We start from the raw sequence: 26,310 nt of genomic DNA on the forward strand, positions 1-26,310 counted from the left end.
CGCGTAAGGCCTTTTCCTTTTCGCGCGGCACCCGCAAGTGTCATTTTTCCGGGATCAGCTTCCGACCGCATCGGCCAGGCCTTCCTTTCGGACCGGGCATCCGCCAAGGCGACATCCGGGGCATCCACAGCCCCGGCGGTCTTCTTCACGCAAAGGTTGTTCCACCGGGGCGTGGCGATGGATTTCGCGTCACTCTCCATGAAGGTCGCACGCAGTCGACGCCCCCCCCCCGGGCTGCGGCAAGGTTCTTGCGATCCTCGCTCTCCAATTCCCGGACACAGCCACATATTTCGATCCGGCTTCGGGGGATGGCCCCATTCGGAACAAAACTTTCAATAATTGTCAGTTTGAAGACCCATGTGTTACTGTCGGGCCATCAAGTCTGGAATCTGTTTGATATCGGATTAAATCCGACCGGCCCGTCTTCCGGCGAAAACGCGCCGGATCAATCACGGCAAGGCGTTTTCACAATGACAAGCACCGATCAAATTGCACCGGGCCTCAACGTCCTCATCGTTGACGACGTGGCCAACATCAGAAAGACCATGTCTTACTGCCTGACGGCGGAGGGGCATACCGTCATTGCCGTCAGCAATCCGGCCGACGCGATCGAAGAAGTCCGCCGGAAAGCCTTCGACCTCGCCTTCGTGGATCTCAGGCTGGGTGACGAGGACGGCATGGAACTCCTGCCGCGGCTGACGACGGAGTCCCCCTGGACCAAGATCGTCGTCATCACAGGTCACGCTTCCATAGAAAGCGTCGTGGAGGCCATGCAGCGCGGGGCGACGGACTACATCGTCAAACCGTTTTCAACGGATCAGCTCAAGATCATCTCTCGCAGGGTGGGCCGGATCAGGGAACTGGAGAACGAGGTCGCCACCCTCAAGGAAGGACTGCGGCGCCTTGGCCCGGAAGAGAGCCTTCAAAGCGCCTGCGCCGGGATGCAACGAGCCATTGAAACCGCCAGGAAGGCTGCGCCGTCCGAAGCCATCGTGTTGATACTCGGCGAAAGCGGGGTCGGCAAGTCGGTGTTCGCCAGGGCGGTCCATCATTGGAGCCTCCGCTCCTTGCGACCCATGTCGGTCGTCTCCTGTCCGGCCATTCCCCCCGACCTTCTGGAGAGCGAACTATTCGGGCATGCCAAGGGGGCGTTCACCGGGGCCGTCCGGGACTATCCGGGACGCATCGCCGCGTGTGAAGGCGGCACGCTCTTCCTGGACGAGATAGCCGACATCACCGCGCCCGTTCAAGCCAAACTGCTCCGGTTCATCCAGGACAAGGAGTACGAGCGCCTCGGCGAATCCGTCTCCCGCCGCGCCGACGTGCGGATAGTCGCCGCCACCAATGCGGATTTGGAACGTCTGGTCAGTGAAGGCCGGTTCCGGGAAGACCTCTTTTACCGTCTCAACGTCATCAGCCTGACCGTTCCCCCGCTGCGTGAACGAGGTGAGGACATTCCCGCCATGGCAAAGGATTTCCTGGCCTACTTCAGCAAAGCCAACCACAAGCGGATTTCCGGCTTCACGCAAGAAGCGCTCCGGGCCCTTCAGGAACACGCCTGGCCGGGCAACGTCCGGGAACTCCGCAACGCCGTCGAGCGGGCGGTAATCCTCAGTTCCGGCGAAACCATCGACACGAACGACATCCTGGAAAGCCCCCACAGCTCCCCCACAAGCATATCCCTCGGGGACAGGGTTCCCCTGGCCGCCATAGAGGAGCAGCATATCCGCCGCGTCCTGGCCAAGGCGTCCTCCCTGCAGGAAGCGGCGGACATACTCGGCATCGATCAAACCACCCTCTGGCGCCGCCGCAAAACCTACGGGATCTAGATCGGAATCGCATAGCATTTTGCAATGCCCGTTCGCCCCGCCCTTGCATATTGCAAGGCGCGCATTCCTCCCCATTCAGCAACATGCAGAAATAACATGTATTAATATTGGCACTGGCTTTGCTAGGTTGAATCTGACTCCGGAATGACGGGAGCCGTGAACAATGACACTGAAGAAAAAAATCCTGATCGGCTATGGCGTGGTCTTCGCGTTGCTGGGAATGGTGGTGGCCTGGTCCGTCACCAACCTTGTCTCGTTGGGGAAAGCCTCGGACGCCATCCTGAGCGAGAACTACCGCAGCATCCTGGCGGCTGAGAACATGATCGACGCCCTGGAACGCCAGGACAGCGGCATCCTACTCCTCTTCCTGGGCGATGCGGCGAAGGGCGTCTCCCAGTTCCGCGACAACGAAGCCCTCTTCCTGGAATGGTTCGCAAGGGCCAAGGACAACATCACCATCCCCGAAGAAAAGGGACTGATCCAGGCGATCGAAAAGGACTTTTCCACCTACCGGCGGCAATTCTCCTCACTGACGGACCAGCGTTCCTCACAGGCGGCCATCCCCTCATTGTCCATGTACCAAAACGACGTTCATCCTTTCTTCCTGAAGGTAAGGGAGGACTGCGTGAACCTCCGCCACCTCAACGAGGAAACCATGTATACGGCCAGCCTCAAGGCCGGACGGCTGGCGAGCTACGCCTTCTGGTCCACGGTGTTGGTGGCTTCGGCGGCCTTCATCATCGCCCTCGCCTTCAGCCTGATGCTCTCAAAGCGCATTACCCGCCCCTTGGACAGGTTCGTGGATGCGGCGAGGCGGATTTCGTCAGGGGATTACGCCGTCAAAGTGCCGGTGGAAAGCGGCGATGAACTCGGCGTGCTTGCCGAGGAGTTCAACCGGATGGCCATCCAGCTAGGACGCTTCCGCGAAATGAACATCGACCAGATCATCTCGGAGAAGAACAAGGGCGAAGCCATCCTGGCAAGCATCGAAGACGGGCTCGTCGTCTTCGATACGGCCCTGCGGGCGACGAGCCTCAACACGGCCGCCCGCAGGATACTCGGGCTGGGCCTTTCCGAATCTGGCGCAGCGCCCGCATGTGCGGAAATCCTTCCCGAAGGACAGGTCCGCGACCTGGTTCGCCAAGCCGTCGAGACCGGGCGGACCCCGGACATCCCCAACGAGCACCGCGTCGTCACTTTTGAAAAAGGGGACCGGCCCAGCCATTACCTCTTTTCGGTCACCGTCATCCGGGGCAGGGAGAGGACGCTCTCCGGCGTCGTGCTGCTGCTCCGCGACATTACCCGCATGAAGGAGATAGAACGGCTGAAGAACGACTTCGTCATGGCCGCCTCGCATGAATTGAGGACGCCATTGACCAGCCTGGGCATGAGCATCGACCTGCTTCTCGAACACGTCGCCCAGAAGCTGGAGGAGAAGGACAGGGATTTGCTTCAGGCCGCCCATGAGGAAGTGCAGCGCATGAAGGCGCTCGTCAGCGACCTGCTCGACTTGTCGAGGATCGAGGCGGGGAGGATTGAGTTGGAGTTCGAGCGGGTTCCGGTTTCCACCTTGTTCGAGCACGTTCAGGCGGTCTTCAAGGGGCAGTTGGAGAGGAAGGCGATCCGCCTTGTCCTGAACGCGCCCCGGATCAACGTGCGCGCCGACGCCAACAAGGTCACCTGGGTGTTGAGCAACCTGGTCTCCAATGCCATGCGGTATGTGAACGAAGGCGGCGCCATAACCCTCACGGCCAGCACGGCCGGCCCGTATGCCCATCTGTCCGTCAAGGACGACGGACCGGGGATTCCGCAGGAATACCAGACTAAAATCTTTCAGAAATTCATCCAGGTGAAAGGCCAGGATGCCGGAGGCACTGGACTGGGCCTTGCAATTTGCAAGGAGATCGTTCGCGCCCACGGCGGCTCCATCTGGGTGGAATCCGCCGCAGGCAGCGGAAGCACCTTCACCTTCACCCTGCCGGTGGCGCAATAGGAGAACCCATGAACAACCTGCCGATTCTCGTTGTGGATGATGAGAAGAACATCCGGATGACCATGAGCCAGTCCTTGGAGCCGCTTGGGCTTCCAGTGGAGACGGCCGTGAACGGGGAGGAGGCCCTTTCCCGGCTGCAGTCCGGCTCCTTCGGGCTGATCTTCCTGGACCTGAAAATGCCCGGGCTGGATGGGATGGAGGTCCTCCGCATCATCCGGCAGAAGTGGCCCAGGTTGCGGGTGGTCATCATAACGGCCCACGGCACCATCGATTCGGCCGTGGAGGCCATGAAGCTCGGGGCCGTCGATTTCTTGCAGAAGCCGTTTTCGCCCGGTGAAATACGGGAGCTGGCGCAACGCGTTTTCAACCGTGAGGCCCTGGATGCGGACGCCGTCGCCGAGTACGGGGCGTTGATCGAGCTCGCCAAGCGGCACATCACGGACGGCATGTTCGCTGACGCACGGGCCGTGGTGAAAAAGGCAATCGCCGAAGCCCCCGGGCATCCCGAAGCATACAACCTTTTGGGCGCGCTGAACGAAATCAGGGGCGACCATCTCGAAGCGGTCAAGTTCTACCACATGGCTGTGGACATCGACCCGACCTACAAGACGGCAATGGCGAATCTGGAACGCGTTACGTCCTGGCGCAAATACGGGGTGATCGACCTTGGCCCGGACGCGGCCGCCTCCGAGGAAGAGACGGGAGGCGGCAACGATGACCAATGACCATTACGTCGTGATCGTCGGCTGCGGAAGGGTTGGGTCGATTCTGGCCAACAAGTTGAGCGCCGCGGGCAACTCGCTGGTTGTCATCGACATCGACGAATCGACATTCGACGACCTGTCATCCGAATTCAGCGGATTCCGGCTCGCAGGCGACGCGACGCAGATCGCCCTGCTCCGGGAGGCCAAGCTCCAGAAGGCCGACACGCTCATCGCCACGACGCACGACGACAACGTCAACCTGATGGTCGCCCAGGTGGCAAGGAACATCTTCAAGACCCCCCTCGTCATGGCCCGCGTCTACGATCCCAAACGGGAACAGGTGTATCAGCGGCTTGGCATCAGGACCATCTGCCCCACGGCCGTGGCCGCGTCGCTGTTCATGGAGGCCCTTGCAGGCGAGACGGACCGGGACAAGGAGTCGGCATTATGAGAGTGATCATTGTCGGAGGCGGCAAGGCGCTGTACTTCCTGGGCCGCAACTTCGCCTCGAAAGGATATGAGGTGGCCATCGTCAACAAGGACCCCGAGGAATGCCGCAGGTTGTCCCGCGAGCTGACCGTCGAGGTGATCTGCGGCGACGGCGGCGACGAGCATATCCTGGCGCAGGCCGGAGCCAGGCGTGCGGACGCCGTGCTCGCCATCGCCCCGAGGGACCAGGACAACCTGGTCATCTGCCAGCTCGCCTCGCTCCAGTTCGGCGTGCCCCGGACCGTGGCCCTGGCCAACGATCCCGACAACGTCGAGGTGTTCGAGCAGCTCGGGGTGTCGGCCTTTTCCACCACGAACATCGTGGGGAGCCTGATCGAACAACGCGCGGCCCTTGAAGAGATAACGAACCTGCTCCCGGTGGGCGAAGGTCGGGTCAACGTCACGGAAATCCTTTTGCCCGAGGACGCCCCCGTTGCGGGCAAGCAGCTCAAGGACATCGTGTTGCCAGAAAACACCCTGGTCGCAGTGGTGATTCGCGACGGCGACCCCATCGTGCCGCGCGGCGACAACGACCTCCGGACGGGGGACACCGTGGTGCTGATAACGCTGCCCGAAAACCACGGCGCGGCCCTGAAGATCATCACGGGCGAGGGTAGATAGACCCGCCATGAGAGAAAAAACCTATCTCCGGCAGCGATATGCCGCCATTCTCTGCTCCGTGGGGCTGGTCTGCCTCATCTGCGGAGCGGCCATGCTCTCTCCGTTGCTGGCGCTTTGGGCTTGGCCGGAGGAAGCCGCCAATGCCATGGCGTACGTCTTCCCGGCAGCGGCGCTGTGCGGATTGGGGGGGCTGCTGCTCTCCCTCCGCCGTCATGCCACGCAGGAACACCTGTCCATGCAGGAAGGCGGCGTGATCGTGTGCCTGAGCTGGCTGCTGGTGGTCGTTTTTTCCGCCTGGCCTTTCATCGCCACGGAGGGACTCACCTTTTCCCAGGCAATCTTCGAGTCCATAAGCGGCTGGACGACCACGGGATTGTCGGTAGTGGACGTGGAAAACGCGGCCCACACCACCCTGCTGTGGCGCAGCGTGATCCAGCTCCTCGGAGGAGCCGGGTTGGCGATCATCATGATGTCGGCCATCCTCGGTCCAGCCGGGGTGGGGGTGTCCAACGCCGAGGGACGCGGCGACCAACTGGTCCCCAACGTCAAGCGCTCGGCACGGCTCGTCCTGGTCATATATGTGGGTTACGCCGCGGCCGGGACGCTCGGGTACCGGATAGCCGGCATGACCTGGTTCGACGCCGTCAACCATTCCTTCGCCGCCATCTCCACCGGAGGCTTTTCCACACGGGCCGAGAGCATCGGCTACTGGAATTCGCCGGCCATCGAGGCCGTGACCATCCCGCTGATGATTCTGGGCAACCTGAGCTTTGTCACCGCATGGTTCCTCTGGCGCGGCCATCTTCGCACCGTGGCCCGCAACGGCGAGGTGCGCCTGTTCGCGCTTATGGTCCCGCTGGCTTCCGCCGCGCTGTTTTTCCTCACCAGCGCGTCCCTGTATCCGCATCTGGGGAAATCCCTGCGCGTCGCCGTGTTCGAGACCGTCTCGGCCCTCACCACCACGGGGTTCTCCACGGTGGGCTATGGCGACTGGAACGGGGTCGGCTTGGCCGTCCTGCTCGGATTGATGCTCATCGGCGGCGGGACATGCTCGACGGCGGGCGGCATCAAGCAATTCCGCATCCATCTCCTGTGGCGCGCCCTCGTTTTCGAGGTCCGGCGGCTGACGGCCCCCCGCAATGCGGTGCTGGAAAACGTCCTGTGGGAAGGGGAACATCGGATCTTCCTGGATGACGGGCAGGTGCGGCAGGTCTCGGTCTTCGTCTTTCTCTACCTGGCCCTTTTCGCCATCGGCGTCCTGCTGCTGTGTTCCTGCGGTTTCAGCCTGGAGCATTCCCTGTTCGAATTCGCGTCCGCGCTGGGAACCGTGGGGCTCAGCATCGGAGTGACCTCGCCGGGGATGCCGAATTCGGGGCTGTGGGCCGAAAGCCTGGCCATGTTCCTCGGCCGCCTGGAATTCCTGGTCGTCATAGCGAGCCTGTTCAAACTCGGCGGAGATGCGCGCAACTATTTGAAGAAAGAGGCCAAGGGGAAGGCCCATGAATGATGCAATGCGCACAACGCCACACTTCCTGGTCTGCGATGCATCGTGCGACCCCGGAACCGGCCGCGACGGGCTCTGGACCTGAAGTCCCCTGAGCTGCCTGGAGGCGGCCATTGCGACCGTACCGGGAATGATACTGATCCGGTTCCCAGATCCGATCGACCCCACCCTGGAGATGTACGTGGAGCTGTGCGAAACACTGAAGCGCAACAGGCGCACGCGGGGTTGCGCCGTCACCGTCCTGTTGCCCGGCAAGGACAGGGCCCTGATGGACAGGCTGTACGCGGCAGGGGTCGACTATGCAGCGACCGCAACCGGCGGCGGACTGGATGACCGGAAGGCGCTTGATATTCTCGGCTCTCTCGGCGAAGGACAACGCGCAGGCCATTTCCGGGCCGCCCTTTGTCCGTACCTGGGCAGCGTCGCCCCCGATGGGGCCGGGGCCATGGCCGTCTGCGGGGCCTATCTGAACCGCATGGTGCTCGGCGGACGCCGACGGCGCGAATCGTGCGAGACGGAAAACCATGCGAGGTGCGAATACTTCCAAACCCCCAGGGTTCGTTCATGACCTTCGGCGGCAAGGTTCTCAAAATCCACCCCGCCGGGCTCGTCCTGTCCAGCTTTCTCCTGGCGATCTTGGCGGGAGCCTCCCTGCTTTCTCTCCCCTGGGCAACCCGCCAGGGAACCATCCCCTTGATCGACGCCCTGTTCACGGCCACGTCCGCCGTGTGCGTGACGGGGCTGGCGGTGGTGGACACCGGCGGTTTCTTCACCCTTTTCGGCCAACTCGTGATCCTGGCGCTCATCCAGATCGGCGGGCTCGGAGTGATGACCATCTCCGTTTTCCTGTTCCGCTGGATGGGCCGGGGCATCTCCATCCGACACAGAATGGCCATGCAGGACGTTTTCGCACATACACCCCGCGAAGACATTCTCGGCCTGGTCCGAAGCATCATCTACTTCACGCTGACGGCGGAGCTGCTCGGGGCCGTCGCGCTGACCATCCAATGGGTCGACGATTTCGGCCTGCGCGACGCGCTCTATTATGGCGTCTTCCACGCCGTTTCGGCGTTCTGCAACGCCGGTTTTTCCACCTTTCCGGACAGCATGACGAAGTTCGGCGACGGAGCGGCCCTCAACCTGACCGTTTGCGGACTGATCGTCGCCGGAGGCCTGGGATTCCCCGTCATCCACGAACTGCGCTTCCGGCTGAGAAAAAGGGACGGCAGGCGCCCGAGACTCTCGGTGCAAACCAAGACCGTCTTGTGGACGACGCTCCTGCTCATTGTCGCCGGGGGGCTATTATTCCTTTTTCTGGAAAACCCCAATTCGCTGCATGGGACTTCCCTTCGGCACAAGATGCTGGCCTCGCTGTTCCAGTCCGTCACCTGTCGAACGGCAGGTTTCAACACGGTCGACATCGGGTCACTCAAGGACGCCACGCTGGCCCTGATAATCTTCCTCATGTTCTTCGGCGCATCGCCGGGGTCCTGCGGCGGAGGAGTCAAGACAACCACCCTCGCGCTGCTGACGGCGTTCACCTGGAGCAGGATCAAACGGCGTCAGCGCGTGAACCTGTTCAAGAAAAGCATCCCGCCGGAAACCGTAACCAGGACCATGTCCCTCATGCTCGTATCCATCGGGATCATAGGCGTTGTCCTGTTCCTTCTCCTTCTGGGAGACACGGCTATCGGTCACGAAGCGAGCGCGCCGCGCGGCGCCTTCCTGACCTACCTTTTCGAAACCGTGTCGGCGTTCGGCACGGTGGGACTGTCCATGGGCGTCACCCCGCAACTCGGCACCTGGGGCAAGCTCTGGATCATCCTGATGATGATCGTCGGCCGGGTCGGCGTCCTGACGTTCGCCTACATAGTGGTCGGCGCGGGGACCTCGGGCGGCATCGAATATTCCGAAGAAAACGTAATGGTCGGTTAGGAGATATTGGTTATGAAACGATTTGCGGTTATCGGCCTCGGCAATTTCGGTTTTTACGCGGCGAAAGCCCTGTTCGAAGACGGCAACGAGGTCGTCGCCATGGATTCCGACAAGGCGCGGGTCCAGGCCATCGACGCCTTCGCCACCGAGGCCATCGTTATCGACGCCACCAACCGGGAGTCGCTGAAGGCGCTCGGCCTGGAACACATGGACGGAGTCATCGTCTCCACGGGAACGCGGATCAGCATCAGCATCCTGATTTGCCTGTACCTCAATGAAATCGGCGCGAAGGAGATACTGGTCAAGGCCCTGGACGACGACCACGCCAAGATACTGCGCCGCGTGGGCGCGACCCAGATAATCCATCCGGAACGGGATTCCGCCGTCCGCGTCTCCCGCAGCCTGTCACGGCCGAACATCCTCGACTTCATCCCCCTCGCCGAAGAATACGACCTGGCCCAGGTCGAAACGCCCAGGGAGTTCGTCAACAAGAACCTCAAGGAATTGAATCTCCGGGCCAAGCACAACGTCCACATCATCGCGATCAAGGAGCGTTCCCCGGAGAACTTCATGCTCGTCCCGCCCGCAGATTTCACCATCAAGGCCGACGACATCCTGATCCTTCTCGGCAAGACCGACAACATCAAGAAGATCAAGGCGCTCAAGCAGTAGCCGCAGGCAGTCCCATTCCCGCTTTCTTTCCGGCAGGCATTGCGCCTCACCCAGGCGTCGTTTCCACGGCGGCTCGGCTTCTTTGCGGCTTGGAACTATCAACCTATTGAAACAACTAATATAAGCAGTCAGCCTGGCCGCGATTCTCCCATTCCGGCATTCGTTGAAAGCCCCCCTCCCGCGCAACCGTCGCGGCCCTTGGTGGACGGCCGTAACGGCTCCTGCGAACGGGCATGGATCAAATCCCCGGCCAATGCATTCTCTGTGATCGACCACCTTGACTCAGCGTGGCACCTCTTGTTATTTCATATGCATCATAAACATATTACTTTTATAAAGAGGCATCACATGAACCGACGTATCGCTCTGTTGTGCGCAGCCATGTTCCTCGTGGCCGCATCGGCAATATCCGCATCGGCCCACGAATTCGTCCTGGTTCCGCAAAGCTGGAAGACCTATTCCCCCGGCCAGGAAACGCCCTTCTCCCTGGTCTCGTCGCACGTGTTCATGAAGAGCGAGGAGCTGGAAAACCCGGCCAACGTGAAGGCCGACTATCTGGGCAAGGCCATCCCCCTGGCCGCGGACGATGCGTTCAAGACGTTCACCGGCGCGGTCAAGCTGGGCCAGCCGGGGGCGGCCCTGCTGCACGGCCACCGGCTGGGCGAGGTCTGGAGCAAGACGCCCAAGGGCGTGCTCAAGGGCGACCGCAACACCCTCAAGGGCGTGGTCTGGTCGCGCAAGTATGAAAAATTCTGCAAGACCCTCATTCCCGTGGGCGGCAAGACCCAGGGATGGGACGTGAAGACCGGCGACGCCCTGGAGATCGTGCCCCTGAACAACCCGCTCGCGCTGAAGGTGGGCGACACGCTGACCGTGCAGATCCTGCACGACGGCAAGCCCGTGTCCCCGGACGCCGTGACCGCCACCTACGACGGCTTCACGGACACCCCCAACGCCTACGCGTACTTCACCGAGCCCTACGGCGAGGGAAAGGCCGACATCACCATCTCCGCGCCGGGCTTCTGGATGGTGCGCGTGCAGTACGTCGTGGACAGGAAGGGCGACAACTACGAGCAGCACGCCATGCGCAGCGTCCTGGCCTTCCCGGTGAAGTAGCATGGGCAGAGCGATGCTCGCGGCGCTGTGCATCACGGCGCTCTTCACATCCCTGGCCTATGGCCACGGCGTGACCTACGGCGTCATCGCCGACCGCGCCGTGGCCGTGCGGTTCGGTTATGCGGGCGGGGAGCCCATGTCCTACGCGGAGTGCAAGGTTTTCGGCCCGGGCAGCTCCCCGGACCTGGAATTCCAGAACGGCCGCACCGACGCGCGCGGCATAGTCAGCTTCGTGCCCGACAAGCCGGGCGACTGGACCGTGACCGCGTGGGACGAGATGGGCCACAAGGGGACGCTGGAAGTGCTCGTGTCGGGCTCGAAGGCCGACCTTGCGGGCGCGGCCGCGCCAGTCCCGCAGGCGGGGCCCACCCCCATCTCGGTCGCCCTGGGTCTGAGCGTTCTGGCCAACCTCGCCCTGCTGGGCATGGCCTGGCGCAGCCGGAAACGACATTAGGCCCACACACTGTTTCCCGGTGACGCTACGCCACTGGGGAACACCGAAAGCAAAAGGGCTGCGGTTCACGCCGCGGCCCTTTCCCTTTGCCGTCATTTCGGCCGCCCGCCCCTCGTAGGGGCGTCCTGCCACACTGCGGGACGATTCCGAAACGATGTCAGGACAATTGCTCCCGACCGACGATGCGCCCGCCGTCCATATGCAGGACGCAGTCGCTGACGTCGCGGAGCCAGGACATGTCGTGGCTGGCCGTCACCAGGCCCGCGCCCAGTTCGTTGCGCGCGAAAAGGGCCGCCTCCCGGACGAGCCGGGAGCTTTTTTCGTCAAGGCTGGCCGTGGGTTCGTCCATCAGCAGCAGCCGGGGCTTGAGCACCAGGCGTGCGGCCAGGGCGACGCGCTGGCATTCCCCGCCCGAGAGCTCGAACCACTGCCGCCTGGCGAACTGGTCCGGGGCGAGGCCCACCAGCTCCATGGCCCGGCGCACCTTGGCCGGGATGTCGTTCTTGCCCCGCACCTTGAGGCCATAGGCGATGTTGGCGAAGACGGTCCGCTTGAGCAGGTAGGGCTCCTGCACGAGCAGGGTCACGTCGCGATGCGCCGCACCGGGCCGGATCGAAGCGGGCCGCCCCCGAAACAGGATTTCGCCCGACGCCGGGGCTTCGAGGAAGGCGATCAGCCGGAGCATCGTGGATTTGCCAGAGCCGTTCGGCCCGGCCAGCCCGAGAATGGCCCCGGGCATGACGTCCAGCGCGTCCACGGACAGCACGGTGCGCCCGGAGTAGGACTGGGTGACGTTTTTCAGGCTCACGAGGGGCTGGATCATTGCACCGCCTTCTTCTTCATCCCGGCGGCGGCCACGTTGACGGCCAGGGCCACGGCCAGCAGGACCATGCCCAGCGCGACGCCCATGGCGAATTCGCCCTTGCCGGTTTCCAGGGCGATGGCCGTGGTGATGGTTCGCGTGTGCCACTTGATGTTGCCGCCGACCATCATGGAGATGCCGATTTCGGAGACGATGCGGCCATAGGCGGCCATGGCGGCGAGGATGATCGAAAAGCGCGCCTCCGTCACCGTGGCCCACAGTATCTGGCGTCGGCTCGCGCCCAGGGTTATCAACGTCATGGGCAGCCGCTTGTCCAGCCCCTCCACCGCGTTGGCGGTCAGGGCGACGATGATGGGCAGGCCGAGCAGGGTCTGGCCCACGGCCACGCCGGGAATGGTGAAGAGCAGCCCGGTGCCGCCCAGGGGGCCGTTCCGGGTCAGGAGGGCGTAGACGACCAGGCCGATGACCACGGTGGGAAAGGAGAGCAGCGTGTCCACCGTGGTCCGGACCGCCCCTTTGCCGGGAAAGGTCGTGTAGCCGAGCAGGAACCCGAGCGGGACACCGATGAGCAGGCTGCACGCCATGGACAGCGAGGACGCGTAGACCGTGGCCCATATCGCCGAATAGGTCTCGGCGTCCCCGTTGAACAGCAGCACGAACCCCTGCATGAAACCTTGCAACAGATAATCCACTGGCGAGCTCCGGTTGCGTTGTTGGTGGTGTCCGCTCAAAACCTAACAGATTTTCGGGAAGATGGAATACGCATACATCCCTCCGGGAAAACAGCTCCCGGCCGCATCCGCCTGAAGTGTCCGCATTCCGTGTTGCCCGGTCCGTCCGGCGGGTGTAATGCACGCCCCATGAACATATACCTCGGCTTTGACGACACCGACGACCTGGACGCTCCCATGGGGACCGGGCGACTGGTCAGGGGATTCATCCGCTCCCTTCCGGAAGAATACCGCGCCGTGGGCGTGGTGCGCCACCAGCACCCCCGCCTCGAAGGCATCCCCTTCACCTCGAACAACAGTTCCGCCTGCGCCATCATCGAGATGGACCCCGACGGTTCGATGGACGCGTTGCGCGACCTGGCGGTTGCGCATCTGCGCGCGCACTGCGCCCCCGGGAGCGATCCCGGCCTGTGCGTGGCGCGCGAAGCGGACGTGGATGCGGCGATGATCCGCTTCGGACAGGAAGCCACCGGCCGCCGCACGACCCAGAAGGCGGCCATGGCAGTCGCCCGCGGCGTCGAGCTCCTTGGGCTGGGCGGCTCCAACGACGGCGTCATCGGGGCCTGCGCGGCCGTGGGGCTGACGCGGTACGGCTGGTGCGGCAGGTTCATCGAGTACGGAGCGCTCCGCTCGCTCGGGCCCGAACTGTGCGTCGAGGACCTGACCGGCGCGGGCATCCGGGTGGTTTCAACGGACCGCGACCCTGCGGTTCCACTGCCCACGGACCGGATGGTCGACACGCACTGGATGCGCCCCTCCCTCTGGGCGGGCGGGCCGGTCCTGCAGGTCAGGCAGGTCGAGCCGGGAGTCTGGCAACCCGCCCACGGCAAGCCGGGCAAAAAGCACACCCCCCGGCAAGGCGGAGCCGTCACTCCCCCTTGTACCGCCGGATGAAGGCGTCCAGCCGGTCGCGCTGGCGCTCCATGTGAAGAATCCAGGCCTCAAGCACCTCGCGCCCCTCGGGGGTGATGGCGTAGACCCGCTTGGCCGGGCCGTCGCCCTCGGCCTCCCAGCCGGAGGTCACCAGCCCGTCCTCGTCCATCTGGCGCAGATGCCGGTAGATCATGCCCGGAGGCGCGTCACCGCGCAGGAAACCATACTCCCCGATATCCTGAATCAGTTGATATCCATAGGATTCCCCCTGGCTGAGGGCCATCAGGAGCGAGGCCTGCACGTATCGCTGCGGCTTGTTGCCGCCCACATCCTTCGACATTTTCCACCCCTTCCTTCTTGACTATATATTCTTAGAGGATATATGTATATTAAACACAATGATCCTCAGGGACACAACATCAGGGAGGCAACCATGAAGATTTTCGTCAGAGAACGCAACAGGGCCGAGGAAGGGACCAAGCGTCCCAGGTTCCGCGTGGTCGGCGTTGAGGGCGGGGACCTGAAGGTCTACGCCAAGCGCATCCGCCAGTGCGAACTCAAGGAGATGGCGCTGCACACCGGCGCTGAAATCGTCTACCTGAGCCGCGACGGCGAAGGGACCGAAGGCAGGCGGGCCTGATCCGCAGGCGACAGGCCGGGAGCGCGATGCTCCCGGCCTTTTTTGGCGCGCTTTCCCCCGTCAGTCCTTGTAGATGATGGTCCCGACGTGCTCGCCCTCCAGGGCGGCGTGCAGGTGCTCGGGATGGCGCAGCACGTCGATGATCTGGAAGGACTTGAGCGTCTTGGCGTTCTTGAGGAAGGTCAGGACCGGGCGCTCCACGATGAGGTCCTCGAGGTCCATGGCGATGAGCTCGTCCACGTGGATCTTGTCGATGAATTTCATGGTGTCGCGGTCGCCCTTCTTCGGGTCGTTCTCGTACATCCCCTTTTCGTCCTTGAGATAGATGAGCGACCGGGCCCCGATGTTCTCCGCCAGCAGGAACGCGCCCGAGTCGGTCCGGTGCGGCGGGATGGACCCCACCTCCGCGGGCTGCTCGAACCAGCCGTAGGGCGGGATGCCGGTGGTGATGGGCAGGTAGCCGAGCTGGCAGTACATATGGAGCTGCTCCATGTGCGCGCCGTGCCCGATCATGGCTCCGCCGTGCTTGGCCAGCAGGACCGTCAGCATCTCCGCGTTCTGCGCCGAGACCTTGTCGCCCAGCTTGGAGAGCACGCCGGTGGGCATGCCGAGGTCGATGCCGATGTTGTAGACGTGCCGGGCTCGGGTGCCGCCGCCGCACATGAGCAGGATCTTGTGCTTTTCCTTGGCCTTGATAAGCTCGTCGAGGATCGGGAACAACGCCTTGGCGCCTCGGTCCATGATGGACTGGCCGCCGATCTTCAGCACGTTCACGTCCGGCTGCATACGGAAATATTCGTCCGCCTCGGTGCTCCGAAGCAGGCTCTTCGCCACCAGGGACTCGCCCAGCAGCGGCGTGTCGATGTGCAGTCTCCCCTTATCGCCCTTCTCCTTTATCAGCTTGCCCATCCGTCAACCTCCGAGGCCTGTGTTGGTGATTTGAGCCAGCATACAGCATGCGGGTGAAATGGCAATGCGATTAGACAGACTCGGGCTCCGGGGCGGCTGCGCCGGGCGGGGGGAGACGGTCCTTCGGGAGCCCGGCCTATTCCGAGCGGAGGGCGTCGATGGGGCTGAGACGGGCGGCCTGGCGGGCCGGGTAGTAGCCGAAGAAGATGCCCACGGCCGCCGAAACGCCCACGCCCAGGAGCACGGACAGGAAGGAGACGAAGAACTCCCAGCCCGTGAAGCGGCAGATCACGGCCACCGCGCCCACGCCCAGGAGCAGGCCCAGGATTCCGCCCACAAAGGAAAGGACCACGGACTCGACCAGGAACTGGAGCTGAATGTCCTTCCGCTCCGCCCCAAGGGCCCGGCGGATGCCGATCTCCCGACGCCGCTCGGACACGGACACGAGCATGACGTTCATCACCCCCACCCCGCCCACGATCAGGGCGATGGAGCCGATGGCCCCGAGCATCAGGGTGAACATGCGCATCTGCCGCTCCATCTGCGCCACCAGGTCCTCGGCGCCGACCACGTCAACGTTCATCCGGTTCGTGTAGCGAAAGAACGCCTTGACCTGGCGCGTGGCCTCCCCGGTCTCCCCGCTGCCGGTCATGCGCGCGGCGAAGGCCCCGATCCGAGGCCGGTCCGGCAGCCGCAGGGCCAGCCGGATGGGCACCATGATCCCCTCGTTGATCTCGTAGGGCCGAAACGAGCCCGAGAGCACCGGCCCGGCCACGCCGACCACGGTATAGAGCCTGCCGCCGAAGAGCACATCGGAACCCACGAGGGCGCCCGCGCCCTGCGCCCGCAGCCACTCGGCCTTGGTGTGGCCCAGGACGCAGAAACTCTCGTACCCGTCCAGGTCGGAGATGAACCGCCCCTCGGCCATGGGCACCTTGAACATATCCCGGAAGCCTCCGGTCACGCCCAGGCCGGGACAGGGGACGCGCCTGCCGTCGCGGGTCAGCCGGGAATAGAGGTTGACGTAGGGCGCCACCGTCCGGATGGCGGGACACTGCCCGGGCACCTTGGCGACGTCGGCCAGTGACATGCCCGCGCTGCCGCCGCGTTTGCCGTGCTTGCCGGGCAGGACGTTCTCCCGGACCATGCAGACGTCGGTGCCCATCTCGCGGAACTGCCGGATGGACTCGTTCTCCACGATCTGCCCCACGGCGACCATGGCGATGACCGAACCGATGCCGATGACGATGCCGATCAGGGCCAGCAGGGAGCGCTGCTTGGCCCCCCACAGCGAATTGAGTGATTCCTGTATGTTTTCGCTCAGGATCATACCGTCTCCACCAGCCCGTCGACCATGCAGACCGAGCGGGCGCACCGTTTCGCCAGGCCGGGGTCGTGGGTAATCAGGACCACGGTGATGCCCTCGTCCCGGTTCAGGGAGGCGAAGAGGTCCATGATGTCGCGGCTCGTGGCCGTGTCCAGGGCCCCGGTGGGCTCGTCCGCCAGGATGATCGAGGGCTGGCCGCACAGGGCGCGGGCGATGGCCACCCGCTGCTGCTGGCCGCCGGAAAGCTCGCCGGGCCGGTGGCGCCACCGCTCGCCCATGCCGACCCTGTCCAGCATCTCCCGCCCCCGCTCGCGCCGCTCCTTGACGGGCACTCCGCGATAGACCAGGGGCAGGCCGACGTTGTCCAGGGCGGTCAGCCGGGACAGCAGGTTGAACTGCTGGAAGACGAAACCGATGTCGGTGTTGCGGATGTGGGAGAGCTCTTCGTCCGAGAGCCCCTGGGCCGAGCGCCCTCGGAAGAGGTATTCGCCGGAGCTGGGCACGTCCAGGAAACCCATGATGTTCATGAGGGTGCTCTTGCCGCAGCCCGAGGCCCCGACCACGGCCAGCATCTCGCCCCGGTCCACGTGCAGGTCCACGCCCTTGAGGATCTCCACCTCGACCGTGCCCAGCAGGTAGGACTTACGGATGTTTTTCAGATCCAGCATTCCCGCCTCCCGCAGGGGCCCCGGTCAGGACGGTCTCGCCCGGCTTGAGCCCGGTCCGGACCTCCACCTCGGTCAGGGTCGTGTAGCCGGTGGTGACGGCCCGCTCCTCCACCTTGCCGTCCTTGTCCTTGACGCGCACGACGCTGCGGCCGCCCGTCGTGGCCACGGCGGACAGGGGCACGAGCAGCGCCTGGGGGTTGGAATAGGTCTCCACCTGCATGCTGGCCGTCATGCCGAGCCGGACCTTGTCGCCGACGTCGGCGGGCAGTTCGGTGAGCCGGATGGTGGCGGTGAAGGTCGGCACCTGGCCGTCGTTGGCCTGGGAGGAAATCTGGTCGATGCGCCCCTTGAGCGTGATGCCGGGGAAGGCGTCGCCCGAGACCTTGACCGGCTGCCCCTTTTTCAGGCTGTTGATGTCGAGCTCGTCCACCTCGGCGACGATGGAGAGACCCGCCAGGCTGCCGACGGAAACCAGCGGCTGCCCTTCGTTGACCACGATGCCCACGGCCAGCTTGCTCTGGTCCGCGGTCACGGCCGAAGGACGGATGGCCACCCCGGCCACGGGGGCCGTGATCCTGGCCCCGGCCAATTGCTCCTCGGCGGCCTTGAGCTTGGCCTCGGCGTTATCCAGCTCCATCCGGGCGATCTCGACGTACTCGGCGTCGCCCTTGTCCATGACGGAACGCAGGGTCTCGCGGCTGGCGGCGTACTGCATCTTCTTGGTCCGCAGCTCCTGCATGGAGCTGTCGTACTCGCTCTTGGGGATGATGCCCTGGTCGAGGAGCTTCCTGTCCTCTTCCGCCTTGCCCTCGGCCATGGCCATTTGGCTATGGGCCTGGCTCACGTCGCGCCGGGCCCGGGACACGTCCACGGCCTTGTCCCAGTGCACCATCTCCATCATCTGCTTGCGGGCCTTGATGTACTCGGTCCGCGCGTCGCGCACCCTGCTCTCCATGGAGGAGGCCTCCAGCACCACCAGCTCCTGGCCCTCCTTCACATGGTCGCCGTAGTGGAAGGGCAGCCGTTTTATCATGCCCTGGAACGGGGCGGTGAAAACCACCTCCTCCAGCGGGGCCACGGTCCCGGACAGGGAGATGGAACGGGTCAGGAGGCGCGGGGCCACGGTCAGGACGCCGCTGTCCTTGTCCGAGACGACGACCGTCTCCGCATGCCGCCCCTCCGGCCCGGAAAACCAGTGATAGGCCCCCAGCCCCACAAACAGGACGACGACGCCCACGGCCAGCCACAGCCGGAACCGCTGCCCGTGCAACAGGGCGGACTCCAGTTCCCGGGTCTTTTCATCGGCCACCCGCAGCGCCTTTTTCAGTTCCTCGTTGAGCGCCTCCCCGCTCTGCCGGAGCGACTCCACCTCGGTCATGTCCCTGAGCACAATGAACGAGCCCCGGACCTTGCCGCCCGCGTCGCGCAGGTGGGAGGCGGTCACGCCCAGGCTCCGCTCCTCCCCGTCGGGCCGGACGAAGCGCGTGACCCGGTCGTGAATGGTCACGCCGTCGTAGACCGAATCGAGCAGGACCTGTAAAAATCCGTCGTTGCCGCCGCCGAACTCCAGGAGCCGGGCCAGGACGAAGTCCTTCTCCATGGCGTCCATGCCCAGAATGGCGCAGGCGGCGGCGTTGGCCACGGCCACCCGGCCGTCGGCGCGCAGGACGAGGACCCCGTCCCCCATGCTCTCGAGGATGCCGCCGGAAAGCGCGTTGTCGAAATGCGATGCGTCCATGGCTACCACCAACTCCATACGAGCGGCCTGACTTCGTCATTGAGCTCTTTTTCCAGTCGCGTGTCGTCCGGCCGGAACTCCACCTTCCATGTCTTCATGGTCGTGCCCAGAAGCTGGTCCAGCTCCAGTAGGGCCTGGAGGTAGGAGATGATGCTGGCCACCTCCGCCTGCTGGGCCGAGACCAACTGGCCCTGGTAGGTCACCACCTGGAAGTTGGTGGTGCGTCCGGCCATGAGCTTGGCGTTCTCGTTGTCCAACTGTTCTTTCTGCAGCTCGGTGTTCCGCTTGGCCAGCCCGATGAACTTGAGGCGCATGTTCACGTTGCGCACCGTGTTGGCCACGTTGGTCTGGAGGTCCGTCTCCGCCTTTTGCAGCGCGACCTTGGCCTTGCGCCGGCCGGTGGCGGCCGAGAGCAGCGCCTGCTTGCGGTCCATGTAGTCCGCGCCCCAGAGGTTGACGGGCGCGTCCAGGGTCACGCCCACGTGGGTCTCGGTGTCGGTGTAGGCGCGGCCGGGGTTGTCCTTGCCGTTGGTCCGGCCCGCCCCGGCCTTGACCGAGACGTCCCACTGGCGCTCGTTTTCGGCCATCATGTAGTTGATTTCGGCCACGTCCACGTCGAAAATCTTGTCCAGGTAGGTCTGGTTGCGCCGCCGGGCCACGGCCAGGCACTCGTCCATCTCGGGGTGCAGCTCCCGATACCCCTCCATGGCCGGTTCGATTTGCAGGTCCGGGTCCATGTCAAGGTGGTTCAGCAGGTTCCGGCGGGCCTCGTCATAGTAGTTGATAGCCTGTTCCAGCGAGAGTTCCTGGGAGGCCTCGTCCGCCTCGGCCTGGGTCACGTCGCTGCGGGACATGCGGCCCAGGCTCATCTTGAACCGGTTGATCTCCAGCAGCCGCCTGGAGCGGTCCAGCGCCTGCCGCTGGATGTCCAGGTTCTCCTTGGCCTGCACGAAGGTGAAAAAATAGTTCACGCCCTCGTTGATAAGGGCGCTCAGGGTGTCCCGCAGGTTCAGGACGTTCCGCTCCTCCTGGATGTGGGCGATCCGGACCGAGGCCGTGTTGTAGTCGATGCCCGCGCCCTTGAGCAGGGGCTGGGACAGCTCCGCCGACAGAGTGGACGCGACGCCGTCGGACCGGGTATTGGACCGCGTCATCCGTCCCGTGGCCGAGCTGTAGCCAAGGTCGGTGCTGGCGTCGTTGGCGTAGGTGTTCTCCCAGCCGAAGGTGAGGGTCGCGCCGGTGGGGATGTTCTGTTCCACGGTGGTGTTCAGCGTCGCCTCCTGGGTGGACTCCGTGCCGGACTTGGCATGGCCGCTGACCCGCCGGTTCCGGTTCACGGCCTCCAGGTTGACCGTGCCGTCGATGTTCACGGTGGGTTCGAACTTGACGTCGGCCTGCTCCAGGTCGAACTTCTCCATCACCCGGTCCAGATAGCTGGTCCTGACGCTCAGGTTGTTGCGCAGGGTCAGGCTCACCACGTCTCCCATACTCATGCGGACGGTCTTGGCGTCCGCCCCGGCAGCCGGACCGGCGGCGGGCTTGTCAGGAACCTCCTGGGCCGAGGCGGCGGAGAACAGCGCCGGGACCGCCAGCAGGCACAGAAGGAGGACCGCACGCGACAGCCGCATCCGGCTACCCCTCGCTCCGAAGCCCGCCCGGCAGGGGCGATACGGCCCGTACAGGCCGACACGCTTTGCAGAACACCAATTCCCACCCGATCGAAATGCCCGCCCCGCCCGCGTGCTCCGGGGGGCGGTCGTTCAACGTTCCCACGCCGCTGTCCCGCGGCGCGGGACGAAGCCCGGCAGCGAACTCTGCCGAGGCTTCCTTGCCCACAACGTCATGCCGAACCAACGGGACACCTCATGACGTCTTCAATAACACAATAATCTCAATAGGCAAAACCATCATGCGGACCCGGCCGCCCGGAAGCGCGGCGCCGCGCGATGCGGCGCCCACGCCCGGTTCGGGTCTTTGCCGACAGGCTATTTGGTGATCCACAGCGCGCACTCGCCGGGACCGTAGTCCCTGTATTCCAAGCCGTCGCCGATCTCGCCGGGCGTGAACGTCCCGCCCGAGAAGAGGATGGTGCCCTGGGTCATGAGCGAGCCGTCGGGATTGTTGACCTGGAAAACCAGGGTGCAGTCCGGGGGCGGCTGGGGGCCTTCATACGACACGCTTATGCTTTCACCGGGAGTAAGGGAAAAGGGCTGGGTGCCGCTTCCTTCGCTGCTGGTGACCACCACGTTGCCCGCGCGGGGCTCGGTGGTGTCGTCGTACAGGGCCATCGACGGCTCGGAATTGGAGGCGGTCTTTCCTACGGTGAAACCGGCGTACACGACCGAGGAGGAAAGAACCACAGCCAGCACGGCCAGCAACATCAACATTCTTTTCATCGCACTTCTCCTTGCATGGTTGGTATCGTCATGCCCGCAACCGGGCTTCTGCACACTTCGCCTTCAGGCCGCGCTACTTGGTGATCGTCAGCTTGAGCTCCGTGTCGCTGAAGGAATCGTACGTGATGCCCTCATCGATCGTCCGGAGCGAGAACTTGCCCCCGGAGTAGGCGAACCGGGCTTCGCCGATCTTGGTCCCCATGGGGCTCGAAACCTTGAAGGTCCAGTCCTGGTCCTCCGAATCATGCCCCCGGAATTCCACGTAGTTGTCTCCTCCGACGGGCACGGTGGAGCTTGGCATGGCCCCGGCCCCGGAGCTGCAGGTGATCTGGATGTCGACCTGGCGCACCTCGTCGGCCTGGTTGAAGAGGTAGGCGCTCAGGCCGTCCCCGGCGAACGCTGCGGATACGGACAGGAGCAGAAGCGCGACAGCCGACAGCACCTTTTTTTTCATTGCGTTCTCCTCATGTTTTCCCCGGCGTTCCCGGTCCATGGCGCGCCCCTGAGCGCGGCGTTCAAACAACCGTTACTCCTCAGGACGTCCCGGCAAGGAGGTTGGTTTCACTCCACGTGCCTATTTTCGCAAAAAAAATGCTTACCGCCCCGTCCGGCGACCCCGTTCCCTGCGATTTTCCACTCCTTTTCCCACTTGTAGGGCGTCCCCCCTATCACTCCGGCAATACGCGGCATCCGCGGCGCGCTTACGTGATTTTTCCCCCGCCGCCGGGGAGCGGGCCGCAAAAAAGAGATGGCCCCGCGCCGTCGGCGCGGGGCCATCTCCCTGCCCGCATCATGGAGCGCGCGCCCCGCAGCCTACTTCGCCACGTCCAGGGCCTCCCACAGGACGACGTCGGACGGCCCGGCGACCAGATCCGCCGTGGCCGCGCGCATGGCGGCCAGGTGGGCCGACCGGGCATGGGCCTCCAGGTGGGCCGGGCTCTCCCATATCTCGTAAAACAGGAAGCGGACGCCGTCGTCCGCGCGGTGCAGGTCGTAGCGCAGGCAGCCCGCCTCGCGTCGGACCTCGGCCACCACGGCGGCCAGCTCCCGTCCCAGCTCTTCTCCCCTGCCTTCCCTGGCCGTGACCACGGCCGACACGTATACCGCCATCTTCTACTCCTCGGACGTCGCGTTGGACGCCCCGGTTGCATTCGCGTCGAGGTAGGGGCGCGCCCAGCTCATGTCGATGACCTCGGGCGGCGCGCTCCCGCCGGGCGGGCCCATGCCCAGGCGCACGTTCACGTCCGCCAGCACCGGGGCCCAAAGGACGAGGTTCAGCAGGATCGCTCCCGCGAGCCGCAGCCATCGACATTGCAACATGCCCCCTCCCAAAATGTGATCGGTCCACTGCATTTCAGTTTAGTCTATTGGGGGCTGGATCTCAACCTTTCAAGGAGACAGCGCCATGCCCGGCAGAATGAACCTGAAGGGGAAAGTGGTCCTGTTCGACGCAACCTTGCACCCCGGCGGGCGGGGGCTGCCAATGGTCCGACAGCCGGGGCCGGCTCTGATTTTCGCGCCCGAAGCGTAACCGCCGGGCCGCGTCGAACGATATACTTCTTGTACCGGACTTTCCGGCCGCGCTTCCGCCTCTGGGGAGAGGGGACTCGGCTGCTGCGTCCCGGGGTGCGGTCCCGGAGGGTCCACGGTTCAAGGAGATTGGCTATGGAAATCAGTTCCGTCAGCGGACTGCACGCGGGAATGAGCCTGGGCGGCATGCGCCCGTCGGCCGCCGGAGACTCGGAGGATTTCGCCGAAAAGATGTCGGCGACCGTCCTTGAGGACAACGACGCCGACGGCGACGGCCTTGTCAGTGCCGACGAATTCTCCGGCGACGAAGACTTCTTCACCAGCATCGACGAAGACGGCGACGGCTTCCTCACCGAGGAAGAGTTGCTGAACGACGCCAAGGCCAAGCTGGCCGAGATGCAGGCGAACTTCGGAACCGGCGAAATGAGCGGCATGGCGCCTCCCCAGCCCCCTTCGGGTGACGAAGGCGGCATGTCGACCGGGTCCATGGAACAGCAGGGTGAAAGCGGCGACGGCCAGGCGGCCAGCGGATCTTCCGGCGATTCGACGACGGATGAAATCGACACCAACGGTGACGGCGTCATCTCGCAGGAAGAGCTCATGGCCTACCTGAAGTCCACCATGGGGGCCATGGTGTCGGACGCCGCCGCGACCACATCGTCAAACACCGGCCAGGAACTCCTGGAGCGGACGAACGCCCGGACCGATTCCCTCTCGGGAATCCGGAGCCGAGCGGCCGACGCGTACGGGTCGATGCAACAAGCCATGTTCGGGGAAAGTCCGGGCGCATCGTCCTATATGGCCGGCCGGACGTTCCAGGAGGGGCTCAGCATGACGGTGTAGCCCCGCAGGGTCACCCCACGGACCGTCTCCTATCAACGGTCCGTTCCAGACACGAGAAGGAGTCAATCTCCGGGCCGCGCCCCTCGGGGCGCGGCCCCCTTGAGCAGGCCGACGCTCCCCCTTGTCCGCGCGCCCGGAATCAGGCACGCTTGCGGGAGGACGTCAACGATAAGGGAACCAATGGCCGGTCAACCGGACGACATGTCGATCATCGCCGCCGTCGTCGGCGGTGACGTGGATGCCTTCGGGCAGTTGCTCGCGCGCTATGAGACGGCCGTGGGCAACCTGGTGGCCGCGCATGTGCCGGGCGAGGACGTGGCCGAAGTGGCACACGACGCCTTTGTCCGGGCCTTCAAGGCCCTGCCCGGCTACCGGCCGACGGCCCCGTTTCTCAACTGGCTGACCACCATCGCCCTCAGATCCTGCCACGACTTCTGGCGGGACCGCTACCGGCGGCGGGAGGCCCCGGCCAGCGACCTGAGCGACGACGGCCAACGGTTCCTGGAGGCCGCCCTGGCCGCGAACTCCCGCGAGGAGTTCGACCGGCTGGCCCGCGCACGGGAGGCGCGCGAAGTGCTCGCCCTCGTCCTGGACCAGCTCGCCCCGCTCGACCGGCTGGTCCTCACGCTGACCAGCCTGGAGGAGCGGACGGTCGGGGAGACGGCGGAGATGCTCGGCATCAGCGTGCCCAACGTCAAGATCAGGGCGTACCGGGCGCGGCTGAAGCTCAGGCATTTCCTGAAACGCTACGGCATTCAAGGAGGAGACAATGCGTAAGGGGAGGGAGACCCTGAACAATCTGTTGCGGACGGCGCATCGGGACCGGGAGACCCCGACGCTGCCCCGCGACTGGCACGATTCGGTCATGGCCGACGTGTCGCGGCTGGGCCCGGCAGGGACCGTCGGCGAACTGGAGCGGCTCGCGCCCCGTTTCGCCCTGACGGCCGCCGCCGTGCTGGTCACCTTCGCGCTGGCCGGCTACTGGGCCCTGGGGACGCTGCCCGGCGACATCCGGGCGGCCTATTCGACCTCGGAGTTTTCCGTGGTCATGAGCCAGCCCTGGCAAAACCTGTAGGCGGGACGGACATGCAACGCTGGAAGATATGGACCGCGTTCCTGACCGTTTTCGCGGCGGGCGTCATCGTCGGCGTGGCCGGGCTGGGCCTGGTGCTCAAGCACCACTTCGCCCCGCCGAGGAACCCGGCGGAATTCCACCAGAAGATGCGACGGCACATGGTCGATGACTTCATGGAATCCGTGCGGCCGGACGCCGCCAAGGCCCCGGCCATCCGCCGGGAGATCGAATCGGTCTTCGACCGGCTGGACGCGCTCCGGGAGGACACCCGCCCGCGCATCGAAGCCATCCTCAAGGACGGCGAGGCCAGGATCAAGGCGCAACTCACCCGCGAGCAGGCCGAACGGTTCGACCGGCTAATCAAGGACAAGCGGCGCGGGCCGGGACTGCTGGAACTGCCGCCGCCTCCGCCGCCCGGCCCCAGGGGCTAGCGGCAGAACGGGACCTGGTCCGGCTTGGCCGTGGCCAGGTAGTGGGCCGCTTCGGTCGCCTGCGCGGACGAAAGCTTGGCGCCCTTGGCGACCATCCGCTTGACGAGGATTCGCCAGGCGGTCTCGTCCCTGGTCCCGATTCCCCGGCAGATGGGCTTGGTGGAATGGCAGGCGGAGCACGCCTGTCCGACGGTGTCGCCCATGTCGGCTGCCCCGGCCGCCACGGCCAGCAGGCAGGCCATGGCCATGGCGCCCGAAATCAGCAAGCGCTTCATGTTCCCTCCCTCGGTCCGAACCGGACCATGCATCCTACCGGCCTACGGCAACCCGCGAGGAAAGTACAGCGCCCTCCGCGCGCCCTCGGCCCTGCTCCTGCGCAGTGCCGCACCAAGGGCAAAAATCCGCCCCTTGTCCCGCCGCTCCAAAGCTGCTAGGTTCCGAAGCCGCCCCACCCGCGCCTGCCGCGTCCGGGGCTTGCGTCCCAGGGGAAGCGTGTCGTCACCGGTGTGGCGCTTGGTCTTCAAAACCAATGTGTGGCAGTGATGTCACGGGCAGGTTCGACTCCTGTACGCTTCCGCCATTGCTAACAAAAATGCCGGTCAGCAATGATCGGCATTTTTCGTTTTCAAGCTTTCCCCAGCACTATCCCCAGCATGCGGAATGCAAAATGGTGCAAACAGATGTGTAACTTTGAAGCATTCTACTTACCCTTATAAGAACATTTGGGTAGTATTTGGTTATGTCTGATAGAATCTTTTGTAAACCTCAAGTCGCTTTGGAGAGCCTGAATCGTGCGAGCTAAGGCCTCACCATGAAGGTTATCTTCCCATGACCCTTTGCGCCCTTGTTGGGCAACCTCTGATTTGCCACAAGCTTCCTTCCATACATGCGTACAACGAAACCATGGTTCATCAAGAATCATTTGAAAAACAGATGATGACGGTTTGTCCAGACACCCCTTCTGCAAAGCTGTATCCCACAGCCACAACCCAATGAGACGATCCTCATC

General features: G+C 64.3%; 31 protein-coding genes and 1 tRNA gene. 18 read left to right on the forward strand and 14 right to left on the reverse strand.

Translation table 11 applies throughout. The annotated features are described in order from the left end of the window. Positions 1-470 precede the first annotated feature (470 nt). The 11 genes from PHP91_RS12100 (at position 471) to PHP91_RS12150 (ending at position 11,317) form a co-directional block, all read left to right on the forward strand. Positions 471-1,829, forward strand: coding sequence for a sigma-54 dependent transcriptional regulator (locus PHP91_RS12100; RefSeq protein WP_300140899.1), 1,359 nt, complete (start codon positions 471-473; stop codon positions 1,827-1,829). Positions 1,830-1,992: 163 nt separating this feature from the next. After that, positions 1,993-3,822 (forward strand): ATP-binding protein, encoded by a 1,830-nt coding sequence (locus PHP91_RS12105; RefSeq protein WP_300140901.1) that lies wholly within the window; start codon positions 1,993-1,995, stop codon positions 3,820-3,822. 8 nt (positions 3,823-3,830) lie between these two features. Continuing rightward, the gene (locus PHP91_RS12110; protein WP_300140903.1) at positions 3,831-4,547 is read left to right on the forward strand and encodes a response regulator; all 717 of its coding nucleotides are present in this window, start codon (positions 3,831-3,833) and stop codon (positions 4,545-4,547) included. Next, the gene (locus PHP91_RS12115; RefSeq protein WP_300140905.1) at positions 4,537-4,977 is read left to right on the forward strand and encodes a TrkA family potassium uptake protein; all 441 of its coding nucleotides are present in this window, start codon (positions 4,537-4,539) and stop codon (positions 4,975-4,977) included. Before PHP91_RS12110 ends, PHP91_RS12115 begins: the two co-directional genes overlap by 11 nt. Further along, on the forward strand, positions 4,974-5,636 hold the full coding sequence (locus tag PHP91_RS12120) for a TrkA family potassium uptake protein (protein ID WP_300140907.1): 663 nt from the start codon (positions 4,974-4,976) through the stop codon (positions 5,634-5,636). Before PHP91_RS12115 ends, PHP91_RS12120 begins: the two co-directional genes overlap by 4 nt. Positions 5,637-5,643: 7 nt before the next feature. Next, positions 5,644-7,143, forward strand: a complete 1,500-nt coding sequence (locus PHP91_RS12125) for a TrkH family potassium uptake protein (protein WP_300140909.1) — start codon at positions 5,644-5,646, stop codon at positions 7,141-7,143. Between the two features lie 127 nt (positions 7,144-7,270). Next, positions 7,271-7,708: a hypothetical protein gene (locus PHP91_RS12130; RefSeq protein WP_300140911.1), complete on the forward strand. Its 438-nt coding sequence runs from the start codon at positions 7,271-7,273 to the stop codon at positions 7,706-7,708. Continuing rightward, on the forward strand, positions 7,705-9,075 hold the full coding sequence (locus tag PHP91_RS12135) for a TrkH family potassium uptake protein (protein ID WP_300140913.1): 1,371 nt from the start codon (positions 7,705-7,707) through the stop codon (positions 9,073-9,075). Before PHP91_RS12130 ends, PHP91_RS12135 begins: the two co-directional genes overlap by 4 nt. 12 nt (positions 9,076-9,087) lie before the next feature. Further along, positions 9,088-9,747, forward strand: coding sequence for a TrkA family potassium uptake protein (locus tag PHP91_RS12140; RefSeq protein WP_300140915.1), 660 nt, complete (start codon positions 9,088-9,090; stop codon positions 9,745-9,747). A gap of 348 nt (positions 9,748-10,095) precedes the next feature. Next, positions 10,096-10,863, forward strand: coding sequence for a DUF4198 domain-containing protein (locus PHP91_RS12145; RefSeq protein ID WP_300140917.1), 768 nt, complete (start codon positions 10,096-10,098; stop codon positions 10,861-10,863). A 1-nt stretch (position 10,864) separates the two neighbouring features. Continuing rightward, entirely contained in the window at positions 10,865-11,317 is a 453-nt protein-coding gene (locus PHP91_RS12150; RefSeq protein ID WP_300140919.1) for a hypothetical protein, read from the forward strand. Positions 11,318-11,474: 157 nt separating this feature from the next. Here PHP91_RS12150 and PHP91_RS12155 read toward each other — a convergent pair whose 3' ends face one another. Next, positions 11,475-12,140 (reverse strand): ABC transporter ATP-binding protein, encoded by a 666-nt coding sequence (locus PHP91_RS12155; protein WP_300140921.1) that lies wholly within the window; start codon positions 12,138-12,140, stop codon positions 11,475-11,477. Continuing rightward, positions 12,137-12,832 carry an ABC transporter permease gene (locus PHP91_RS12160; RefSeq protein WP_300140923.1) on the reverse strand — a complete coding sequence of 232 codons (696 nt, stop codon included), beginning with the start codon at positions 12,830-12,832 and terminating at the stop codon, positions 12,137-12,139. Before PHP91_RS12160 ends, PHP91_RS12155 begins: the two co-directional genes overlap by 4 nt. 168 nt (positions 12,833-13,000) lie before the next feature. Here PHP91_RS12160 and PHP91_RS12165 point away from each other — a divergent pair, with 168 nt between their 5' ends. After that, on the forward strand, positions 13,001-13,765 hold the full coding sequence (locus PHP91_RS12165; protein WP_300140925.1) for a hypothetical protein: 765 nt from the start codon (positions 13,001-13,003) through the stop codon (positions 13,763-13,765). Here PHP91_RS12165 and PHP91_RS12170 read toward each other — a convergent pair. Then, positions 13,740-14,084: a PadR family transcriptional regulator gene (locus PHP91_RS12170; RefSeq protein ID WP_300140927.1), complete on the reverse strand. Its 345-nt coding sequence runs from the start codon at positions 14,082-14,084 to the stop codon at positions 13,740-13,742. The genes PHP91_RS12165 and PHP91_RS12170 overlap by 26 nt on opposite strands. A gap of 93 nt (positions 14,085-14,177) precedes the next feature. On the opposite strand from PHP91_RS12170, the gene PHP91_RS12175 reads away from it, so the two are divergent. Beyond that, complete coding sequence (locus PHP91_RS12175; RefSeq protein ID WP_300140929.1) at positions 14,178-14,384, forward strand: hypothetical protein; 207 nt, start codon at positions 14,178-14,180, stop codon at positions 14,382-14,384. A gap of 60 nt (positions 14,385-14,444) precedes the next feature. Here PHP91_RS12175 and PHP91_RS12180 read toward each other — a convergent pair whose 3' ends face one another. The 9 genes from PHP91_RS12180 to PHP91_RS12220 form a co-directional block, all read right to left on the reverse strand. After that, positions 14,445-15,293, reverse strand: coding sequence for a uridine kinase (locus PHP91_RS12180; RefSeq protein WP_300140931.1), 849 nt, complete (start codon positions 15,291-15,293; stop codon positions 14,445-14,447). Positions 15,294-15,429: 136 nt separating this feature from the next. Next, positions 15,430-16,623 carry an ABC transporter permease gene (locus PHP91_RS12185; protein WP_300140933.1) on the reverse strand — a complete coding sequence of 398 codons (1,194 nt, stop codon included), beginning with the start codon at positions 16,621-16,623 and terminating at the stop codon, positions 15,430-15,432. Continuing rightward, positions 16,620-17,288, reverse strand: a complete 669-nt coding sequence (locus PHP91_RS12190; RefSeq protein ID WP_300140936.1) for an ABC transporter ATP-binding protein — start codon at positions 17,286-17,288, stop codon at positions 16,620-16,622. The genes PHP91_RS12185 and PHP91_RS12190 overlap by 4 nt, the downstream gene beginning before the upstream one ends. Then, positions 17,263-19,026: an efflux RND transporter periplasmic adaptor subunit gene (locus tag PHP91_RS12195; protein ID WP_300140938.1), complete on the reverse strand. Its 1,764-nt coding sequence runs from the start codon at positions 19,024-19,026 to the stop codon at positions 17,263-17,265. The genes PHP91_RS12190 and PHP91_RS12195 overlap by 26 nt, the downstream gene beginning before the upstream one ends. A gap of 2 nt (positions 19,027-19,028) precedes the next feature. Continuing rightward, positions 19,029-20,654, reverse strand: a complete 1,626-nt coding sequence (locus PHP91_RS12200; protein ID WP_300140939.1) for a TolC family protein — start codon at positions 20,652-20,654, stop codon at positions 19,029-19,031. 357 nt (positions 20,655-21,011) lie between these two features. Continuing rightward, positions 21,012-21,422: a hypothetical protein gene (locus PHP91_RS12205; protein ID WP_300140941.1), complete on the reverse strand. Its 411-nt coding sequence runs from the start codon at positions 21,420-21,422 to the stop codon at positions 21,012-21,014. Between the two features lie 73 nt (positions 21,423-21,495). Further along, positions 21,496-21,876, reverse strand: coding sequence for a hypothetical protein (locus PHP91_RS12210; protein WP_300140943.1), 381 nt, complete (start codon positions 21,874-21,876; stop codon positions 21,496-21,498). Between the two features lie 359 nt (positions 21,877-22,235). Beyond that, the gene (locus PHP91_RS12215) at positions 22,236-22,532 is read right to left on the reverse strand and encodes a putative quinol monooxygenase (protein ID WP_300140945.1); all 297 of its coding nucleotides are present in this window, start codon (positions 22,530-22,532) and stop codon (positions 22,236-22,238) included. 3 nt (positions 22,533-22,535) lie between these two features. Next, positions 22,536-22,742 carry a hypothetical protein gene (locus PHP91_RS12220; protein WP_300140947.1) on the reverse strand — a complete coding sequence of 69 codons (207 nt, stop codon included), beginning with the start codon at positions 22,740-22,742 and terminating at the stop codon, positions 22,536-22,538. A 345-nt stretch (positions 22,743-23,087) separates the two neighbouring features. Between PHP91_RS12220 and PHP91_RS12225 the strand changes: the two genes are divergently transcribed. The 4 genes from PHP91_RS12225 to PHP91_RS12240 all read left to right on the forward strand — a co-directional run bounded on the left by PHP91_RS12225 (position 23,088) and on the right by PHP91_RS12240 (position 25,301). After that, complete coding sequence (locus tag PHP91_RS12225; RefSeq protein WP_300140949.1) at positions 23,088-23,795, forward strand: EF-hand domain-containing protein; 708 nt, start codon at positions 23,088-23,090, stop codon at positions 23,793-23,795. A 180-nt stretch (positions 23,796-23,975) separates the two neighbouring features. Further along, a complete protein-coding gene (locus PHP91_RS12230) occupies positions 23,976-24,572 on the forward strand; it encodes an RNA polymerase sigma factor (RefSeq protein ID WP_300140951.1) in 597 nt (198 codons plus the stop codon). Next, on the forward strand, positions 24,565-24,870 hold the full coding sequence (locus tag PHP91_RS12235; RefSeq protein WP_300140953.1) for a hypothetical protein: 306 nt from the start codon (positions 24,565-24,567) through the stop codon (positions 24,868-24,870). Before PHP91_RS12230 ends, PHP91_RS12235 begins: the two co-directional genes overlap by 8 nt. A gap of 11 nt (positions 24,871-24,881) precedes the next feature. Then, entirely contained in the window at positions 24,882-25,301 is a 420-nt protein-coding gene (locus tag PHP91_RS12240) for a hypothetical protein (RefSeq protein ID WP_300140955.1), read from the forward strand. On the opposite strand, the gene PHP91_RS12245 is transcribed toward PHP91_RS12240, so the two are convergent. Then, positions 25,298-25,576: a hypothetical protein gene (locus PHP91_RS12245; RefSeq protein ID WP_300140957.1), complete on the reverse strand. Its 279-nt coding sequence runs from the start codon at positions 25,574-25,576 to the stop codon at positions 25,298-25,300. The genes PHP91_RS12240 and PHP91_RS12245 overlap by 4 nt on opposite strands. Before the next feature lie 211 nt (positions 25,577-25,787). Between PHP91_RS12245 and PHP91_RS12250 the strand changes: the two genes are divergently transcribed. Continuing rightward, positions 25,788-25,881, forward strand: a tRNA-Sec gene (locus PHP91_RS12250). 120 nt (positions 25,882-26,001) lie between these two features. On the opposite strand, the gene PHP91_RS12255 is transcribed toward PHP91_RS12250, so the two are convergent. Further along, on the reverse strand, positions 26,002-26,310 hold a 309-nt coding region (locus PHP91_RS12255; protein WP_300140959.1), incomplete at its 5' end, for a hypothetical protein.

Origin of the sequence: Pseudodesulfovibrio sp., assembly GCF_028692895.1 — a bacterium.
Classification (GTDB): Bacteria; Desulfobacterota; Desulfovibrionia; order Desulfovibrionales; family Desulfovibrionaceae; genus Pseudodesulfovibrio.